A 17,940-nucleotide genomic window follows, 5' to 3' on the forward strand; every position below is an offset into this window, starting at 1 on the left:
TTATTTTTTTCCCAATTCAGCTTTGCGTTTCTCGCACAATGCAATAACCGTTTTGACGGCCCTGATATCCTTGTCAAGCTGAAGAGGTGCCAACATGCGGCGCGACTTGCTCGGCAGGTGGATATTGTTTTCTTCTTCTTGGCGATCAATGAGCCGAATCAAGACCTCTTCGTGTGGCCCGTACACCCAGGGCTGAAATTTGCTGCACCGGTAGCAGGGGATCGGTACCGAAGCGGAGCAAAACCCTGATTCGCCGCAAGTGCCCACACCCTTGCGTCCATCCAACTCAATTCGGCTGGTTGGATCATCGCCTCGAATAGCGTGGGACTCGTCATCCCTGATTACTCCGCTGAATGCTTGTGCCAGAGGAGCAAGCAGCGTCCCAACGTCGTTGTTGAGGGTTCGCGCGCGTTCAGCTGGATCGTCATAGTAAGAATCGAGAGAAATTGGAGATTCGTGGCCCAACCAATACTGAAGAACCTTCCTCGGTACTCCCAACCTTGCCAATTGACGGGCGCGCGTATGCCGCATCCGATACGCAAATTCGTGAAGCAGTTTTCCTGTCCTCTCGGAGAATACGGGGCTACCGTCTTTTCTCTGAAGGATCTGGCACATCGACGACGAGCTTTTGTGCCAAAGTAACGAATAGTAGTACTCGTCGCCAGTGGCATATTTGTCTGCCAACTTTTTTCTTCTCCTAAGCGCCGGCTCATGAAGTGTGAGGAAAAAAGGTAGCTGGCCTCGCTCGGTCTCGCTTAAGGTTTTTCCAAAAAAATGCTCAAAGGCTTCGATAGAGTTTTTAATTTGAAGTTGACAGATATCCCAGAGGTCATCACCCATTGGGTGAACTTCAAATTTTCCGTCGCGAAACTCCCCGGATTGCTCATCTTTTACGCTAGGAAAGGATACGCGCTTTCCAGATACCCCAAATGTCGATCCCGTCGACTCAAAATCCATGTTTTTTAAGTATGAAAGTTGTTTGGGGCGTCTACCGTATTGAGCATTTAATAGCGTAGCTACGCTATTTTGTAGGCTAACCCGCCCCGTACCATAGTCGTGCCACAACGTACTGACAAGGTCGTCATATTCTTGTTCCGAGTACCAGCCTGTATCGATATTTCCCGCGACGGCTCTACTATTAGACTTGTGGTAGGGGCGGTGAAGCCTATGAACAGTGTCAATCACCTCGTCACTAACACCAGGGATGCCAAGTGAATGCCAAGTAATTAGCAGATTTCCGATTTTGTTGGTGGTTACGTTATCTTCATTCGCAATGAGCTTTGCGTAGGAGTCCGGTGTAAATGTTAGCGTTGGGGTGATTCGCAGAACCTTTACCAAGCACCGGATTTGTCCGCGAATTGAGTTGGCGGACAGCTTTCCGGTGCGGCCAACGGTTGTTACCATTGATTTGAAACCGTCAACGGTTTGTTCGCTCATGGCAGCCATAGGAGCAATGTTCATTCCGTAATGACCAACAACGACCAAGCGTTCGTCATTAAACTCTGCAATAAACCCTCTTTTGCTTTTAACACTGCTTTTGTCAAATTTTTCAAGTGTGTCCAGAATCTGTGCCGGGACTTCAAGCTTTTCACGGGCGCTCATTTATTCTTCCTGCTTTTACTGTCTTTTGCTGTATCTTCAGCAATTGCCAATCCTGTTTTAAATGCGGACTCGCGCACGTATCGACGATCATAGACTTTGGCGGATTCTGATCCTGCCGCCCACCCCATGAGATACTCTCTGTCAGAGCGTTCTTTTGCCTCACTCAAACCCTCTTTCTCACACTTAAGTGAAAAACGGTAGTTCCAATCATGGCGGAGCAAATGAGGGTGAAGATGCCTCAAGCGCGCGTCTTTTTTGATCATCTCCGTAAGAGCGGCCCTGAAAGTATTCAAAGTGATCTCTCGTCCTTGACCCTCTCCCTTTTTGTGCTTTACGAAAATGAAAGCAGTCTTCTCAAAGCCCACATTGGGAATGTCGGCGCGCCAAGTCCCCAAGTACTCAAGGATCTTCTTTTCAAGTTCGGGAGAGATCGCGATATCTCGCCCTAATGTCTTTGCGACAGGCTGCATTTGACGGCGGTCATACCGATCATCATGGTTGCGCTCAACAACAATGTAGGGATGATCACCACCCCGGGCGGGGAGGAAGTGCTCTAACTTCAGGCTTAAGAGCTCTCCCGCTCTCATGCCAGTGTCGTAAAGAATGTAGAGTGCCAGCGCGTTGCGAAAGGCAATGCCCTTATCAAATGCGGTTGCATCGTCATCGTAGGGATTGGCGAACATCTCCAGCAACGCTTTCCGAGTGACCTCATTCAGCTTTTTGTCGAGCTGTTTTTGTTTTGCTGCTGAAGAGGAGCCAGGTTTGACCTTGCGCTCCAATAGACTCTTCTCAAGCTTCTCGATGAGCGCATAGTTTTCCGGTGCGTTCGAGTCCTGGGTGAGGTGACCAAAGAGCCAAAGTAGATAACGGGCAAGCACCTTCAGAGAGTTGTTGATGCGTCTGCCCGTCACCTGAGTGCCATCGTCCTCGCGGCTGCTAACGGAGATGTGTTGGGTCAGGGACTCCACTTCTGGGAGTGATAGCAGCTTCTTGGTGGCGAACCGTAGCTCAAGGTCGATGCCTTGGTTACAGGCCCAGGTGTACAGGCTTTTCAGGACGTAGAGGTTCGACCTTTGGGTGTTCGCCGTAAGGCTTGCCATCCGAAGGGTGGTGTAGGCCGTTGGATAGAACAGCGGAAAACCGTCACCATCGGTATCATAGAGGAGGGAGAAGCGCCTGCCGTTCCTGGCAATGTGATCCTTCACCTTCAGTGTCTGTTTACGTTTTTGATCGGACTTTGTATTTTTCATTTTTGGTTTTTACATTTTTTAGCCGGATTTTGGAAGCAGATCTCTCTCACGGGCTGCTACCATAGGGCTTCTAGGTCGAGGTTATTTACTCTTTATGGTTAACAGGTTAGTAGTACTCGATACCGAAACCACCGGCATGCCGGTGACCGATGGTCACCGGATCATTGAGATCGGCTGTGTCGAACTGATCGGTCGGCGCCTGACGGGCCGGCACTTTCACGTCTACCTGCAACCGGATCGCGAGAGTGACGAGGGCGCGATCGGCGTTCACGGCATCACCAACGAATTCCTCGTCGGCAAACCGCGCTTCGCCGAAGTGGCCGACGAGTTCTTCGAGTTCATCAACGGCGCGCAACTGATCATCCATAACGCGGCGTTCGACGTTGGCTTCATCAACAACGAATTTGCCTTGATGGGTCAGCACGATCGCGCTGACATCACCCAGCATTGCACCATCCTCGACACCCTGATGATGGCTCGGGAACGTCACCCGGGGCAGCGCAACAGCCTCGACGCCTTGTGCAAACGTTATGGCGTCGACAACTCTGGCCGTGAACTGCACGGCGCCTTGCTCGACTCGGAGATTCTCGCCGACGTCTACCTGACCATGACCGGTGGCCAGACCAGTCTGTCGCTGGCCGGCAACGCTTCCGACGGCAATGGCACGGGCGAGGGCGCGGACAACTCCGCCACCGAAATCCGTCGTCTGCCGGCGAGTCGTCAGCCTGCGCGGATCATTCGGGCGACGGAAGAGGAACTGGCGGCGCATATGGCGCGGCTGGAAATCATCGCCAAGTCGGCGGGCGGTCCGGCGCTGTGGACGCAGATCGCCGAGGCTGATGCTCAAGCTTGACCCCCTCTGTGGCGAGGGAGCTTGCTCCCGCTTGGCTGCGAAGCAGTCATAAAACCTGAATGCACTATTGATGCTGAACGAATACTGGGGGCCGCTTCGCGCCCCAGCGGGAGCAAGCTCCCTCGCCACAAAAGCCGAGTCAGGCTGAGTGAAGCCAACTGGCCACCCTCGCCACTTTCGCTGCAACCCTCTACCCTGAGTGCATTGGCAGACTTTGATCCGCCGCCTCGGGACACTGAGCCTCATGTACAAAGATTTGAAGTTTCCGGTGTTGATCGTCCACCGCGACATCAAGGCCGACACGGTCGCCGGTGACCGTATCCGTGGCATCGCCCGGGAGTTGGAGCAGGAAGGTTTCAATATCGTTTCGGCCATCGACTACACCGAAGGGCGGTTGGTGGCCTCCACCCATCATGGTCTGGTGTGCATGCTGATCGCTGCCGAAGACGCCAGCACCAACTCGCATCTGCTGCAGAACATGGCCGAACTGATCGGTCTGGCCCGGGTGCGCGCGCCGGATCTGCCGATCTTTGCCCTCGGCGAACAGGTCACTCTGGAAAACGCCCCCGCCGATGCCATGGCCGAGCTCAATCAACTGCGCGGCATTCTCTATCTGTTCGAAGACACTGTGCCGTTTCTGGCGCGGCAAGTGGCGCGGGCGGCGCGCAAGTATCTGGACGGTCTGCTGCCGCCGTTTTTCAAGGCGCTGGTGCAGCACACCGCCGACTCCAACTATTCCTGGCACACCCCCGGGCATGGCGGTGGCGTGGCCTATCACAAGAGTCCGGTGGGGCAGGCGTTTCATCAGTTCTTTGGCGAAAACACCCTGCGTTCGGACTTGTCGGTATCGGTGCCGGAACTCGGTTCACTGCTCGATCACACTGGGCCGCTGGCCGAAGCCGAAGAGCGCGCCGCGCGCAACTTCGGCGCCGATCACACGTTTTTCGTGATCAATGGCACCTCGACCGCCAACAAGATCGTCTGGCACTCGATGGTCGGTCGGGATGATCTGGTGCTGGTCGATCGCAACTGCCACAAGTCGGTGCTGCACGCGATCATCATGACCGGCGCAATCCCGCTGTATCTGTGCCCGGAGCGCAATGAGCTGGGGATCATCGGCCCGATTCCGCTGAGCGAATTCAGTCGCGAATCGATTCAGGCGAAGATCGACGCCAGCCCGCTGACCAAGGGCCGGGCGCCGAAAGTCAAACTGGCGGTGGTGACCAATTCGACCTACGACGGCCTGTGCTACAACGCCGAGCTGATCAAACAGAGCCTGGGCAATAGCGTGGAAGTGCTGCATTTCGATGAGGCGTGGTACGCCTACGCGGCGTTTCACGAGTTCTTCGCCGGGCGTTATGGCATGGCCACCTCGCGCACCGAGGACAGCCCGCTGGTGTTCACCACTCACTCCACGCACAAGCTGCTCGCCGCGTTCAGCCAGGCCTCGATGATTCATGTGCAGGACGGCGGAGCGCGGCAACTGGACCGTGACCGTTTCAACGAAGCGTTCATGATGCACATCTCGACTTCGCCACAGTACAGCATCATCGCTTCGCTGGATGTGGCCTCGGCCATGATGGAAGGCCCGGCCGGGCGTTCGCTGTTGCAGGAAACCTTCGATGAAGCGCTGAGTTTTCGCCGGGCGCTGGCCAATCTGCGCCAGCACATTGCGGCGGACGACTGGTGGTTCTCGATCTGGCAGCCGCCCGGCGTCGAAGGCATCGACCGGGTGCAGACTGAAGACTGGCTGCTGCAGCCGGACGCCGACTGGCACGGCTTCGGCGAAGTCAGTGACGACTATGTGCTGCTCGACCCGATCAAAGTGACCCTGGTCATGCCCGGGTTGAATGCCGGTGGCGCGCTGAGCGAGAAGGGCATCCCGGCAGCGGTGGTCAGCAAGTTTCTCTGGGAGCGCGGGCTGGTGGTGGAGAAGACCGGGCTGTATTCGTTCCTGGTGCTGTTCTCGATGGGCATCACCAAAGGCAAGTGGAGCACGCTGCTCACCGAGTTGCTGGAGTTCAAGCGCAGTTACGACGCCAACATCAGTCTCGCGACCTGCCTGCCGTGCGTGGCGCAGCAAGACACCGCGCGCTATCGCGGCATGGGCCTGCGTGACCTGTGCGATCAACTGCACGCCTGTTACCGCAGCAACGCCACCGCCAAACATCTGAAACGCATGTACACGGTGCTGCCGGAAATCGCCATGAAGCCGGCCCATGCCTATGATCATCTGGTGCGCGGCGAAGTCGAGGCGGTGCCGATCGATGAGCTGGAAGGAAGGATCGCGGCGGTGATGCTGGTGCCGTATCCACCGGGAATTCCATTGATCATGCCCGGCGAGCGCTTTACCGAGGCAACCCGCTCGATCATTGACTACCTGAAGTTCGCCCGCACGTTCGATAGCAGCTTCCCCGGTTTTGTCGCTGATGTGCATGGACTGCAACATGAAGACGAGGGCAATGGACGGCAGTACACCGTCGATTGCGTCAAGGAATGAGGACTTTTCCGAGTATGCAACCGGTCATGAATCCGAAATACCCAGGGCTGTCGGTGCGCGTCGCCGACGATGGTTTCGCGGCGTACATCTGGGGCAGCGACTTCAGTTTCGAGGTGGCCGCGTACGGTGCCGCCGTCATTGGTCAACCGGTCGAGCGCTGGGCGGTGACGCCGATCGTGCCGTACCGCAAGTGCTACGGCATTGATCCTGAAGAGTTCAGCAGCTATCGCGATGCCGCCGACAGCGCGATTTTCATGGCGTATCTCGATGATGAGCCGGTCGGTCATCTGGTGATCAGCACCAACTGGAATGGCTTCGCCCATATCGATGAGCTGGCGGTACACGCACCGGCGCGCCGGCATGGTGTGGCCAAGGCGCTGCTGGATGTCGCGCAGTTCTGGAGTCGCAAGAAAAAACTGCCGGGGATCATGCTCGAAACCCAGAACAACAACCTCGGCGCCTGCCGTTTGTATGAGCGTTGTGGCTACGAGATTGGCGGTATCGACCATTTGCGTTATCGCGGGATTGATCCGAACACCGCGGAAATTGCGTTGTTCTGGTATCGACTGTTCGATAACCCGCTGGAACACCCGCTCAGCTCGCCAGCATCGCCTCGGCTTGTTCCGTGACAATCGTCAACAGAGTCTGAATCGCTGCCGGCGTGGCGCTGTGCCGGTAGGTGAGGGCATACAGGCTGACGGGCACCGCCGGTGACAACGGGCAGACATCCAGTCCGCTCGTCCGCGCGCCGAGGGCGGTGAACGGGTCGACGATGGCCAGGCCTTCGCCGGCCTCGACCATGCTGCGCATCATCTGATGAGTTTGCACTCGGGTCTGGATGCTCGGTGCCGGGCGCAGGGCCTGGAGTTTGTTCTCCAGCGCCGGGCTCAACGGGTCGTGGCCTTCGAGGCCGACCATTGCCTGGCCAGCCAGATCCTGCAGGGAAATGTATTTCTGCTTCGGTTGCAGCCAGCCGTGGGGCGCGAGCAGTTGCAGCTTGCCGTGGGCCAATGGCTGGCAGTGGATGTCGGGGTGTTCCGGATCGTGCAGGCTCAGGCCCAGATCGCTTTCGCGCAGCAGCAGGCTACGGACGATGTCGCAAGTCGCAGAGCTGAGCAAACGGCAGGGTGCATCGGGCAGCCGCCGGCGCAGCAGCGCGATACTTTGCGGCAACAGCTGTTGCGCCAGCGGCGGGGTGCCGATGATGCGCAGGGGCGGGGCGAGGTATTGCTTGAGGCTGCTTGCCAGACGCTGCACCGGTTCCAGTGCCTGATAGACATGAGCGATTTCCACCTGCAACGCCCGCGCTTCAGGCGTCGATTGCAGCCGGCCGCGTACGCTGGCGAACAGCATGAACCCCAACTCGCTCTCGGCTTCGCGCAAACGCTCTTCGACCTCGGTCACCGGGAGCTGTAGCCATTCGGCGGCGGTGCCCAGGTGACCGGTCTGCAAGAGCGCCTGAATCACTTCGATATGACGTAAACGCATGCGTGAAGTCCATGTTCAGCAGGTGGGGTCAGTGGCTGAATCCTACCCCAAGTCTGCGCATATGACTTCTGCTCATAACGGCCAGTTATGACGCGACGGTTGTCTCAGGCTCGCGGGTCAGGGTGATACCTGACTGAACCAGGAGAAACTCGGTGTCACTGACTTTGTTGACGCGATCGCCAATGGCCAGTTTGTAAATCGGCTCCGAGCCAGTGGAACCGTCTGCCGACGGGGTGGATTCCTGGAACTCATGCACGGAATAAACGCGGCCTTCCGCATCTCTTGCATGGAACTGACCGACGAGTACTGCTGCCATCTGCTTAGAACCTCTGGAGATAAAACGCTTGATTTGCGGCTTGGTAGACCGTCATCAAGCCCTGTAAGTTTTCCTACAGGAAAAAAATAATCAGCGCGCAGGAATTTCCCTTGCTCGCTGGTGAAACTGTCATCGAATCATCTATAACTACTGGCTCTTCCCACCGACAGTCGAGAGTCTTCCATGAGCAATGTCTACAACGTCGCTGTAGTCGTCGGCAGCCTGCGCAGAGCATCGATCAACCGCAAAGTCGCGCTGGCGCTGGCCGAACTGGCACCGGCGAACCTGAAACTGAAGATTGTCGAAATTGGCGACCTGCCACTCTATAACGAAGACATCGACGGCGATTCACCGCCGGCAGCCTACAGCACTTTCCGCCAGGAAGTCGGTTCTTCCGACGCGGTGCTGTTCGTCACACCGGAATATAACCGCTCGGTGCCGGCGCCTTTGAAGAATGCGATTGACGTGGGTTCACGGCCGTATGGCAAAGCCGTCTGGAGCGGCAAACCGGGTGCGGTGATCAGCGTGTCGCCGGGGGCGATTGGCGGTTTTGGCGCCAACCAGCATTTGCGCCAGTCCTTCGTGTTTCTCGATGTGCCGTGCATGCAGCAGCCGGAAGCGTATCTGGGGGGCGCGGGTTCGGCGTTTGACGAGGCGGGCAAGTTGAGCGAGTCGGTCAAACCGTTCCTGCAGAATTTCATCAATGCGTATGGGAAATTTGTGGAACAACACAAAAAATAATCTGGTCAGAGCTGCGATAAAACAGAGATCCTGTGGGAGCGGGCTTGCTCGCGAAGGCGGTGTGTCAGACACAAAGTTGTCATCTGACACACCGCCTTCGCGAGCAAGCCCGCTCCCACATTTGGATCTCCACTCATTGAATAATTGAAGGCTGTCGCGAATGCTCGCTGCGTCACTGATCTTCCTGCTGACCATCACCCTTGTCATCTGGCAACCCAAAGGCCTCGGGGTCGGCTGGAGCGCGACGCTCGGCGCGGTGCTGGCGCTGATCTTCGGCGTCGTGCACCTGAGCGATATTCCGCTGGTGTGGCAAATCATCTGGAACGCCACCGGCACCTTCGTTGCGCTGATCATCATCAGCCTGTTGCTCGACGAAGCCGGTTTCTTCGCCTGGGCCGCGCTGCATGTGGCGCGCTGGGGGCGGGGCAGTGGGCGCAAGCTGTTTGCCTACATGGTGCTGCTCGGCGCGCTGGTGTCGGCGCTGTTCGCCAATGACGGCGCGGCGCTGATTCTCACGCCAATCGTGATTTCGATGCTGCTGGCGCTGCGCTTTTCCCCGGCGGCGACCCTGGCGTTCGTCATGGGCGCCGGTTTCATCGCCGACACCGCGAGCCTGCCGCTGGTGGTGTCGAACCTGGTCAACATCGTCTCGGCGGACTTCTTCCACATCGGCTTCAACCGCTACGCCGCGGTGATGGTGCCGGTCAACTTCGTCAGCGTGGCCGCGACCCTGGGCGTGCTGCTGTGGTTCTTTCGCCGCGACATCCCCAAGGCCTACCACCCCGAACAGCTCGAACAGCCGCACACGGCGATCCACGACAAGGCCACGTTCTATGCCGGTTGGGTAGTGCTGGTGATTCTGTTGATCGGCTGTTTCTTCCTCGAACAGCTGGGCATCCCGATCAGCGCGATCTCGGCGGTCTGTGCGGCGCTGCTGCTGGGGATCGCCGCCCGTGGCCACAAGATTTCCACGCGCAAGGTGCTGAAAGAGGCGCCGTGGCAGATCGTGATTTTCTCGCTGGGCATGTATCTGGTGGTGTATGGCCTGCGCAATGCCGGGCTGACCGGGTATCTCGCTGGCTGGCTGGATGTGTTCGCCGGGTACGGCGTATGGGGTGCGGCGCTGGGCACCGGGGTGCTGACCGCGCTGTTGTCGTCGATCATGAACAACTTGCCGACAGTGCTGATCGGCTTGTTGTCGATTGATGCGAGTCAGGCCAGTGGCGTGGTCAAGGAGGCGATGATCTATGCCAACGTGATCGGCAGCGATCTGGGGCCGAAAATCACCCCGATCGGCAGTCTGGCGACCTTGCTCTGGCTGCATGTGCTGGCGCGCAAGGATATCCGGATTGGTTGGGGGTATTACTTCAAGGTCGGGATTGTCCTGACGGTGCCGGTGTTGTTGATTACCTTGGCGGCTTTGGCGCTGCGGTTATCCCTTTAGACCGAGTCGGCCCATTCGCGAGCAGGCTCGCTCCCACAGGGAGTGTGGCGCCTCTCCCTACATTTGAAAATGCAGTCCAAATGTGGGAGCGAGCCCGCTCGCGAAGAGGCCGGGTCAGGCATTGAAATTTTCAGGCCTGGCCCGGCACATTCGGCCAAAGATCCGCCACCAGAAACAACCGCTCCGCCTCTTCCCATTCGCCCTGCGCATTCTCGGTCAGGCGCACCAGCAGTTGCGCCGGGGCCATCGGTTCCAGGTCGTCCAGCCACATCTGCAGATGTTGAGCACTCCAGGTCTGATCCGCCGGGTAGTGTGCCGGCGCCAGCCACGCATGGCGGGGCAGGGGTTGCCAGCGCCCGGCCGGACGTTGAACGACGAACGCCGGCCAATCCTTCTGATGCAGCCAACTGCCACGCAGGTGCTGCGGATGCGCGCCGCTCGGTGAGGCAGACGTGCCGGGCCACGGGTACAACAGGTATCCGCCCAGCCACAACTGCGCACTGAACACCTCGATATCCAGCTTCGCCAGCACCTCACGGCTTTCCGGGCGCGCCGAGATCGGCAGTTGATGTTCGGCCAGATGCGCCAGTTTGCGGTCCAGTCGATCATGACAACCCGGCCCCAGCCATTGCGCCGGGTCGTGGCCGTCGCCTTCCTGCGGGCCGAGGTAGAGCTTGATCGCCAGTTCCAGGTGATGCACGCCGTCGCGGTCGCGCAGCAGCATGTCGAGTTCACCGAGGGTGTGGCCTTCGCGGCGGATCGGCAGGTTGGCGGCAATCAGTTCGATGCCCGGCGCATGCTGCACGGCAAACTGCCACAACCGTTCGTAATACAGGCCCAGCCGCCGCGTGCGCGCCTGCGACAGCCAATGCAACAAGCCATAACTGTCGCGATCGAGTTGCCGCAGCCAGTGCTCCAGGCGCTGCGGATCACTGACCCAGTCGCTGCCGGCCAGCGGATGGCGCTGCGGCCACGGCGTTGCGGCCAGCATCGGAGGGGCGAGAATCACCCACGCCAGGTCACGCACTTCCGGATGGCGTAATTGGTGTGGTAACTGGAGCAGGTCGGGAAACAGGATCATCTTGCGAGCATAGCCTGAAACACGCGCGCCCCCTTGAGGCTGAAAGGATTTTGTCTATGGCGGGCTTTCGCCCATAATCGTGTTTTTCGCGTTTTCGATTGTCCGCAGAGGTCCCATGGAGCAATTTCGTAATATCGGCATCATCGGTCGCCTGGGCAGTTCCCAGGTGCTGGATACCGTCCGCCGACTGAAACGCTTTCTGCTCGATCGTCACCTGCACGTGATTCTCGAAGACACCATCGCCGAAGTCCTGCCGGGCCATGGCCTGCAAACCTCGTCACGCAAGATGCTCGGCGAAGTCTGCGACATGGTCATCGTCGTCGGCGGTGACGGCAGCCTGCTCGGCGCCGCGCGGGCGCTGGCCAAGCACAATATTCCGGTGCTGGGGATCAACCGTGGCAGCCTTGGTTTTCTCACCGACATTCGTCCCGATGAGCTGGAAGTCGAAGTGGCCAAGGTGCTCGACGGCCATTATCTGGTGGAAAACCGCTTCCTGCTGCAAGCCGAAGTTCGCCGCCATGCCGAGGCCATTGGCCAGGGCGATGCGCTGAATGACGTGGTGCTGCACCCGGGCAAATCGACGCGGATGATCGAGTTCGAGCTGTACATCGACGGTCAGTTTGTCTGCAGCCAGAAGGCCGACGGCCTGATCGTCGCTACCCCGACCGGCTCCACCGCGTACGCACTGTCCGCCGGTGGCCCGATCATGCATCCCAAGCTCGACGCCATTGTGATCGTGCCGATGTACCCCCATATGTTGTCGAGCCGGCCAATTGTGGTCGATGGCAACAGTGAGCTGAAAATCGTCGTGTCGAAAAACATGCAGATCTACCCGCAGGTCTCTTGCGACGGGCAGAACCACTTCACCTGCGCGCCGGGCGACACCATCACCGTCAGCAAGAAAGCCCAGAAGCTGCGGCTGATTCACCCGCTCGACCACAACTACTACGAAGTCTGCCGGACCAAGCTCGGCTGGGGCAGCAAGTTGGGTGGTGGAGGCGACTGATGCTCGATCCCGCGCGCAGTTATGACTTGATTGGTGACGTGCACGGATGCGCCCTGACCCTCGAACACTTGCTTGACCGTCTCGGTTATCACAAGCAGGGCGGGGTCTGGCGGCATCCATCGCGCATGGCCGTGTTCGTCGGCGACATCATCGACCGTGGCCCGCGAATCCGCGAGGCACTGCACATCGTCCACGACATGGTCGAGGCCGGGCAGGCGCTGTGCATCATGGGCAACCACGAATTCAACGCACTGGGCTGGAGCACGCCGGCGCTGCCGGGCAGCGGCAAGCAGTTCGTCCGTGAGCACACGCCGCGGCACGCGCGCCTGCTGCATGAAACCCTGACCCAGTTCGAAGACCATCCGGGCGACTGGCATGACTTTCTCAACTGGTTCTACGAACTGCCGCTGGTGGTTGATGCCGGACGCTTCCGTGTGGTGCACGCCTGTTGGGATGCCAGCCTGATCGAACCATTGCGCGGGCTGTTTCCCGATGCGCGCATCGACGAGCACTTTCTCCAGGCGTCGGCCGTGCCCGGCAGTTTCGCCTGCACCGTGTTCGACCGCTTGCTGCGCGGCACCGACATGCGCCTGCCGGATGGCTTGACCATGACCAGCGGCGACGGTCTGGTGCGCTCGTTCTTCCGCACCAAATTCTGGGAAGACGACCCGAAAACCTACGGCGACATCGTCTTCCAGCCAGATGCATTGCCGGAGCCGGTGGCGCAGAAACCGCTGACCTCCAGCGAAAAAAACAATCTGCTGCGCTATGGCATCGACGAGCCGTTGCTGTTCGTCGGCCACTACTGGCGCAGCGGCAAACCGGCGCCGATCCGCCCGAACCTCGCGTGTCTCGATTACAGCGCGGTGCTCTACGGCAAACTGGTGGCCTATCGTCTGGATCAGGAAACACGTCTGGATCCGCATAAATTTGTCTGGGTCGATGTCGAGCGGCCGGAGGTGCTGCAATGAGTGCGGTAGCGGTATTGCGTCTGCCGTTGGCGGTGGATCTGAGCGGTTTCGTCAAGCTGCTGCAACGGATGCAGGTGCCGCATCGAGTCAGCGAAGAGGCGGGCGAGCAGGTGCTGTGGGCGCCTTCGGAAATCAGCGAGGACGTGCGTTCGCTGTACGAGCGCTTCCCGGCCGGCGATCCCGATCAGCAACTGGACATCCCGCTGGCGCCGACTTTCAAGCGTCCGAGCTTCGCCGAGCAACTCAAACACGCCAAGGCCACCGGGTTGATCCTGCTGCTGAGCCTGCTGGTCGGTGGCCTGACCTATCTGGGCGACAACCTCGAGACCATTCGCTGGCTGACCTTCCTCGACTTCCGCGTGGTCGGCGAGTACATCCAGTTCACGCCGCTGGCCGACAGCCTGGCGGCGGGGCAGTGGTGGCGCCTGTTCACGCCGATGCTGCTGCACTTCGGCATCCTGCACCTGGCCATGAACGGCATGTGGTACTGGGAACTGGGGCGGCGCATCGAGTCACGTCAGGGCAGCATCAACCTGCTCGGTCTGACCCTGCTGTTCAGCCTGGTGTCGAACTACGCGCAGTTTGCCTGGAGCGGCCCGAGCCTGTTTGGCGGCTTGTCTGGCGTGCTCTACGGTTTGCTCGGCCATTGCTGGATTTTCCAGTTGCTGGCGCCGAACCCGGCGTATCGCCTGCCGCGAGGCGTGCTGGTGATGATGCTGGTGTGGCTGGTGATTTGCATGTCCGGACTGGTCTCGATGATCGGTTTCGGCCAGATCGCCAACGCCGCGCACGTCAGCGGGTTACTCATCGGATGCTTCACCGGTTTGTTGGGCGGTTTGTATAACCGCCGTAAACTGGCCGCCTGAAATTTTAAGTGAATAAAGAGCACGGAGACCCTGATGTCCTCTTTTAACGACATGATCAAAAACATCACCCCGGACATCTACGAGAGCCTGAAACTGGCCGTGGAAATCGGCAAGTGGTCCGACGGTGGCAAACTCACCGCCGAACAGCGCGAGCTTTCGCTGCAGGCGATGATCGCCTGGGAAATCCAGAACCTGCCTGAAGACCAGCGCACCGGTTACATGGGCCCGCAGGAATGTGCGTCGAAGTCGATCGAAGTGCCGAACATCCTGTTCAAGTCGGATGCCATCCATTGATCGAGATTGGCCGCGGTGCAATCAGCAAAATGTCGGCGCGCCTGGACGGGCCGAATGTGCAATACGCGTTTCGTCTGGATGACGTCGAGGTGCCGGTCAACCCCATGATCGGCACCACGGTGCGTCTGGAGTACCTGGGGGCGATTCATTGCACCCATTGCGGGCGCAAGACCAAAACCAGTTTCAGCCAGGGTTACTGCTACCCGTGCATGACCAAACTGGCGCAGTGCGATCTGTGCATCATGAGCCCGGAGCGTTGTCACTTCGAGGCCGGCACCTGCCGGGAGCCGGAGTGGGGTCAGAAGTTCTGCATGACTGATCATGTGGTGTATCTGGCCAACTCGTCGGGGATCAAGGTCGGTATCACCCGCGCCACGCAGTTGCCGACCCGCTGGCTCGATCAGGGCGCGAGTCAGGCGCTGCCGATCATGCGCGTATCGACGCGCCAGCAGTCGGGCTTCGTCGAAGACCTGTTCCGCAGCCAGGTGGCCGACAAGACCAACTGGCGCGCCTTGCTCAAGGGCGATGCGGCGGCGGTGGATCTGGCGCAAGTGCGCGATCAACTGTTTGAAAGCTGCGCCGAGGGCTTGCAAGGCCTGCAGCAGCGATTCGGCCTACAAGCAATTCAGACGATTGCCGATGTAGAACCTCTCGAAATCCGCTATCCGGTCGAGCAATACCCGGCCAAAATCGTCAGCTTCAACCTGGACAAGAACCCGATTGCCGAAGGCACGCTGCTGGGAATCAAGGGTCAGTACCTGATTTTTGACACCGGCGTGATCAACATTCGTAAATACACGGCCTATCAGCTCGCCGTGCATCAATAAGGATTCCAGCATGCGCACCGAACAACCGAAGATGATTTACCTGAAGGACTATCAGGCGCCCGAGTACCTGATCGACGAGACGCACCTGACCTTCGAGCTGTTCGAGGACCACAGCCTGGTCCACGCGCAACTGGTGATGCGCCGCAACCCGGAGCGTGGCCCGGGCCTGCCGCCGCTGGTGCTCGACGGCCAGCAACTGGAACTGCTGTCGGTAACCCTGGCCGACCAGGAACTGAGCGCCGGCGATTATCAGCTGAGCGAAAATACCCTGACCCTGCAGCCGGCCAGCGCCAGCTTCACGGTCGACACCAGCGTCCGGATTCACCCGGAAACCAATACCGCGCTGGAAGGCCTGTACAAGTCCGGCACGATGTTCTGCACCCAGTGCGAGGCCGAAGGCTTCCGCAAGATCACCTATTACCTCGACCGCCCGGACGTGATGAGCAAGTTCACCACCACGGTGGTCGCCGAGCAGCACAGCTATCCGGTGCTGCTGTCCAACGGCAACCCGATTGCCTCCGGCCCGGGCGAAGACGGCCGACACTGGGCGACCTGGGAAGACCCGTTCATGAAACCGGCGTACCTGTTCGCGCTGGTGGCCGGTGATTTGTGGTGTGTCGAAGACACCTTCACCACCATGACCAATCGTAATGTCGCGCTGCGGATCTACGTCGAGCCGGAAAACATCGACAAGTGCCAGCACGCGATGAACAGCCTGAAGAAGTCGATGCGCTGGGACGAAGAGGTCTACGGTCGCGAGTACGATCTGGACATCTTCATGATCGTCGCCGTCAACGACTTCAACATGGGCGCGATGGAGAACAAGGGCCTCAACATCTTCAACTCCAGCGCCGTGCTGGCCCGCGCCGAAACCGCCACCGACGCCGCGCACCAGCGTGTCGAGGCGATCGTCGCCCACGAATACTTCCACAACTGGTCGGGCAACCGCGTGACCTGCCGCGACTGGTTCCAGCTGTCGCTCAAGGAAGGCTTCACGGTGTTCCGCGACGCCGGTTTCTCCTCGGACATGAACTCGGCCACGGTCAAGCGCATTCAGGACGTGGCGTACCTGCGCACCCACCAGTTCGCCGAAGATGCAGGTCCCATGGCCCACGCGGTACGCCCGGACAGCTTCATCGAGATCTCCAACTTCTACACCCTGACCGTGTACGAAAAGGGCTCGGAAGTGGTCGGCATGATCCACACCCTGCTGGGCGCCGAAGGCTTCCGCAAGGGCAGTGACCTGTACTTCGAACGCCACGACGGCCAGGCCGTGACCTGCGACGATTTCGTCAAGGCCATGGAAGACGCCAACGGTGTCGACCTGACCCAGTTCAAGCGCTGGTACAGCCAGGCCGGGACGCCGCGTCTGGCGGTCAGCGAGTCCTACGACGCCGCGGCGAAAACCTACAGCCTGACCTTCCGCCAGAGCTGCCCGGAAACCCCGGACAAAGTGGAAAAACTGCCGTTCGTGATTCCGGTCGAACTCGGTCTGCTCGACAGCAAAGGCAACGAGATCGCGCTGCGTCTGGCCGGTGAAGCGTCGGCGCAAGGCACCACCCGCGTGATCTCGGTGACCGAGGCTGAGCAGACCTTCACCTTCGTCGACATCGCTGAACAGCCGCTGCCATCGTTGCTGCGTGGTTTCTCGGCACCGGTGAAACTGAGCTTCCCGTACAACCGCGACCAGTTGATGTTCCTGATGCAGCACGACAGCGACGGCTTCAACCGCTGGGATGCCGGTCAGCAATTGTCGGTGCAGGTCCTGCAGGAGCTGATCGCCCAGCAGCAGAAGGGCGAGGGCCTGGTGCTCGATCCGCGGCTGATCTCGGCGCTGAAAACCGTGCTGTCTGACGAGTCGCTGGATCAGGCCATGGTCGCCGAAATGCTTTCGCTGCCGAGCGAAGCGTATCTGACCGAAATCAGCGAAGTGGCGGATGTCGAGGCGATCCACACCGCTCGCGAGTTTGCCCGCAAGCAACTGGCGGACAACCTGTTCGAAGCGCTGTGGCTGCGTTATCAGGCCAACCGCGATTTGTCGAAGCAGACGCCATACGTGGCCGAGGCTGAGCACTTTGCCCGTCGTGCGCTGCAGAACATTGCGCTGTCGTACCTGATGCTCAGCGGCAAGCCGCAAGTGCTGGCCGCTACGCAAGAACAGTTCGAAAACAGCGACAACATGACCGAGCGCCTCACCGCGCTGGCGGTACTGGTCAACTCGCCGTTCGAAGACCAAAAGGCCAAAGCGCTGGCAACTTTCGCCGAGCACTTCAAGGACAACCCGCTGGTCATGGATCAGTGGTTCAGCGTGCAGGCCGGCAGCACACTGCCGGGCGGTCTGGCGCGGGTGAAGGCGTTGATGCAGCACCCGGCGTTCAATATCAAGAACCCGAACAAGGTGCGTGCGCTGGTCGGTGCGTTTGCCGGGCAGAACCTGATCAACTTCCACGCCGCCGACGGTTCGGGCTACCGCTTCCTTGCGGATCTGGTGATCGAACTGAACGGCTTCAACCCGCAGATTGCTTCGCGGCAACTGGCGCCACTGACTCGCTGGCGTAAATACGACAGCGCCCGTCAGGCGTTGATGAAGGCTGAGCTGGAGCGGATTCTGGCTTCCGGTCAGCTGTCCAGCGATGTATATGAAGTAGTGAGCAAAAGCCTGGCGTAACGCATAACGAAATGTGGGAGCGGGCTTGCTCGC

Annotated in this window: 16 protein-coding genes; 11 read left to right on the forward strand and 5 right to left on the reverse strand. The window is 59.4% G+C overall.

Annotated features, from left to right (window positions below):
- Together HDC30_RS22965 and HDC30_RS22970 are read right to left on the reverse strand one after the other, a co-directional pair.
- Entirely contained in the window at positions 1-1,602 is a 1,602-nt protein-coding gene (locus HDC30_RS22965; RefSeq protein WP_183785125.1) for a site-specific integrase, read from the reverse strand.
- Entirely contained in the window at positions 1,599-2,852 is a 1,254-nt protein-coding gene (locus HDC30_RS22970) for a site-specific integrase (RefSeq protein WP_183785127.1), read from the reverse strand. The genes HDC30_RS22965 and HDC30_RS22970 overlap by 4 nt, the downstream gene beginning before the upstream one ends.
- A 94-nt stretch (positions 2,853-2,946) precedes the next feature.
- Here HDC30_RS22970 and dnaQ point away from each other — a divergent pair, with 94 nt between their 5' ends.
- The 3 genes from dnaQ to HDC30_RS22985 all read left to right on the forward strand — a co-directional run bounded on the left by dnaQ (position 2,947) and on the right by HDC30_RS22985 (position 6,834).
- A complete protein-coding gene (gene dnaQ, locus HDC30_RS22975; RefSeq protein WP_183785129.1) occupies positions 2,947-3,705 on the forward strand; it encodes a DNA polymerase III subunit epsilon in 759 nt (252 codons plus the stop codon).
- A gap of 244 nt (positions 3,706-3,949) precedes the next feature.
- Positions 3,950-6,205, forward strand: a complete 2,256-nt coding sequence (locus HDC30_RS22980; RefSeq protein WP_183785132.1) for an Orn/Lys/Arg decarboxylase N-terminal domain-containing protein — start codon at positions 3,950-3,952, stop codon at positions 6,203-6,205.
- A 14-nt stretch (positions 6,206-6,219) separates the two neighbouring features.
- A complete protein-coding gene (locus HDC30_RS22985; protein WP_096795963.1) occupies positions 6,220-6,834 on the forward strand; it encodes a GNAT family N-acetyltransferase in 615 nt (204 codons plus the stop codon).
- On the opposite strand, the gene HDC30_RS22990 is transcribed toward HDC30_RS22985, so the two are convergent.
- Together HDC30_RS22990 and HDC30_RS22995 are read right to left on the reverse strand one after the other, a co-directional pair.
- Positions 6,800-7,693: a LysR substrate-binding domain-containing protein gene (locus HDC30_RS22990; RefSeq protein WP_183785134.1), complete on the reverse strand. Its 894-nt coding sequence runs from the start codon at positions 7,691-7,693 to the stop codon at positions 6,800-6,802. The genes HDC30_RS22985 and HDC30_RS22990 overlap by 35 nt on opposite strands.
- 85 nt (positions 7,694-7,778) lie before the next feature.
- Complete coding sequence (locus HDC30_RS22995) at positions 7,779-8,009, reverse strand: hypothetical protein (RefSeq protein WP_007965845.1); 231 nt, start codon at positions 8,007-8,009, stop codon at positions 7,779-7,781.
- A 183-nt stretch (positions 8,010-8,192) separates the two neighbouring features.
- On the opposite strand from HDC30_RS22995, the gene HDC30_RS23000 reads away from it, so the two are divergent.
- Both HDC30_RS23000 and HDC30_RS23005 read left to right on the forward strand, forming a co-directional pair.
- A complete protein-coding gene (locus tag HDC30_RS23000) occupies positions 8,193-8,750 on the forward strand; it encodes an NADPH-dependent FMN reductase (RefSeq protein WP_183785136.1) in 558 nt (185 codons plus the stop codon).
- Between the two features lie 160 nt (positions 8,751-8,910).
- The gene (locus HDC30_RS23005) at positions 8,911-10,194 is read left to right on the forward strand and encodes an arsenic transporter (RefSeq protein WP_183785139.1); all 1,284 of its coding nucleotides are present in this window, start codon (positions 8,911-8,913) and stop codon (positions 10,192-10,194) included.
- Positions 10,195-10,324: 130 nt separating this feature from the next.
- Here HDC30_RS23005 and HDC30_RS23010 read toward each other — a convergent pair whose 3' ends face one another.
- The gene (locus tag HDC30_RS23010; protein WP_183785141.1) at positions 10,325-11,275 is read right to left on the reverse strand and encodes a DUF1853 family protein; all 951 of its coding nucleotides are present in this window, start codon (positions 11,273-11,275) and stop codon (positions 10,325-10,327) included.
- A gap of 115 nt (positions 11,276-11,390) precedes the next feature.
- Between HDC30_RS23010 and HDC30_RS23015 the strand changes: the two genes are divergently transcribed.
- From HDC30_RS23015 to pepN, 6 genes are read left to right on the forward strand one after another with little or no spacing between them, the layout of a single operon-like run.
- Positions 11,391-12,281, forward strand: coding sequence for an NAD(+) kinase (locus HDC30_RS23015; RefSeq protein WP_003224174.1), 891 nt, complete (start codon positions 11,391-11,393; stop codon positions 12,279-12,281).
- A complete protein-coding gene (locus HDC30_RS23020; RefSeq protein ID WP_372241222.1) occupies positions 12,278-13,252 on the forward strand; it encodes a metallophosphoesterase in 975 nt (324 codons plus the stop codon). The genes HDC30_RS23015 and HDC30_RS23020 overlap by 4 nt, the downstream gene beginning before the upstream one ends.
- Positions 13,249-14,118, forward strand: a complete 870-nt coding sequence (locus HDC30_RS23025; protein WP_135295536.1) for a rhomboid family intramembrane serine protease — start codon at positions 13,249-13,251, stop codon at positions 14,116-14,118. Before HDC30_RS23020 ends, HDC30_RS23025 begins: the two co-directional genes overlap by 4 nt.
- Before the next feature lie 33 nt (positions 14,119-14,151).
- Positions 14,152-14,412 carry a YeaC family protein gene (locus HDC30_RS23030; RefSeq protein ID WP_003224178.1) on the forward strand — a complete coding sequence of 87 codons (261 nt, stop codon included), beginning with the start codon at positions 14,152-14,154 and terminating at the stop codon, positions 14,410-14,412.
- Entirely contained in the window at positions 14,409-15,239 is an 831-nt protein-coding gene (locus tag HDC30_RS23035; protein ID WP_027613137.1) for a DUF2797 domain-containing protein, read from the forward strand. The genes HDC30_RS23030 and HDC30_RS23035 overlap by 4 nt, the downstream gene beginning before the upstream one ends.
- 10 nt (positions 15,240-15,249) lie before the next feature.
- Positions 15,250-17,907 (forward strand): aminopeptidase N, encoded by a 2,658-nt coding sequence (gene pepN, locus HDC30_RS23040; protein ID WP_183785143.1) that lies wholly within the window; start codon positions 15,250-15,252, stop codon positions 17,905-17,907.
- Positions 17,908-17,940: the final 33 nt, after the last annotated feature.

Origin of the sequence: Pseudomonas sp. JAI115 (assembly GCF_014200835.1) — a bacterium.
In the GTDB taxonomy this organism is placed as follows: Bacteria; Pseudomonadota; Gammaproteobacteria; order Pseudomonadales; family Pseudomonadaceae; genus Aquipseudomonas; species Aquipseudomonas putida_A.